The following is a 408-nucleotide window of genomic DNA, read 5'->3' as shown; positions in this document are numbered from 1 at the left end:
GGATACCGCCAAGCGGGTAGTCCTTGCGCTGCGGATGGCCGACCCAATCGTCGGGCATGAGGATGCGAGTCAAGGCCGGGTGGCCATCAAAAATGACCCCAAACATGTCCCAGGCCTCGCGTTCCTGCCAGTCGGCGTGCGGGTAAACCGACACGACGCTGGGAACGTGTGGCAGGGAATCGACGTCGCTGCGCCCGGTACGAGCAACGTCCTCCTGACCGGGATCGGCCAGCGCCACCTCAAGGCGAATGCGACGGTTATGGGTCATTGACAACAAGTTGTAGACAACGTGCATTTCGCGTCCTGCCATGTGCGGGTAATGCACGCAGGTCAGCGATGTACAGCTTTCGAACCGCAGGGCGTCATCGTCTCGAAGAACCTTGACGAGTTCGAGGAGCTTCTCAGGAC

1 protein-coding gene is annotated in these 408 nt (G+C 60.5%); it reads right to left on the bottom strand.

Annotated elements, in window-relative coordinates:
- Nucleotides 1-358 (bottom strand): NADH-quinone oxidoreductase subunit C (locus tag M3149_RS22855; RefSeq protein WP_251711639.1); only part of this gene is annotated, 358 nt, incomplete at its 3' end.
- Between the last annotated feature and the right edge of the window lie 50 nt (nucleotides 359-408).

It is taken from the genome of Hydrogenophaga intermedia (assembly GCF_023715105.1).
Taxonomy (GTDB): domain Bacteria; phylum Pseudomonadota; class Gammaproteobacteria; order Burkholderiales; family Burkholderiaceae_C; genus Hydrogenophaga; species Hydrogenophaga intermedia_A.
The sequence above is the reverse complement of the archived record's forward strand: the minus strand, read 5'-3'. Positions and strand labels throughout refer to the sequence as shown.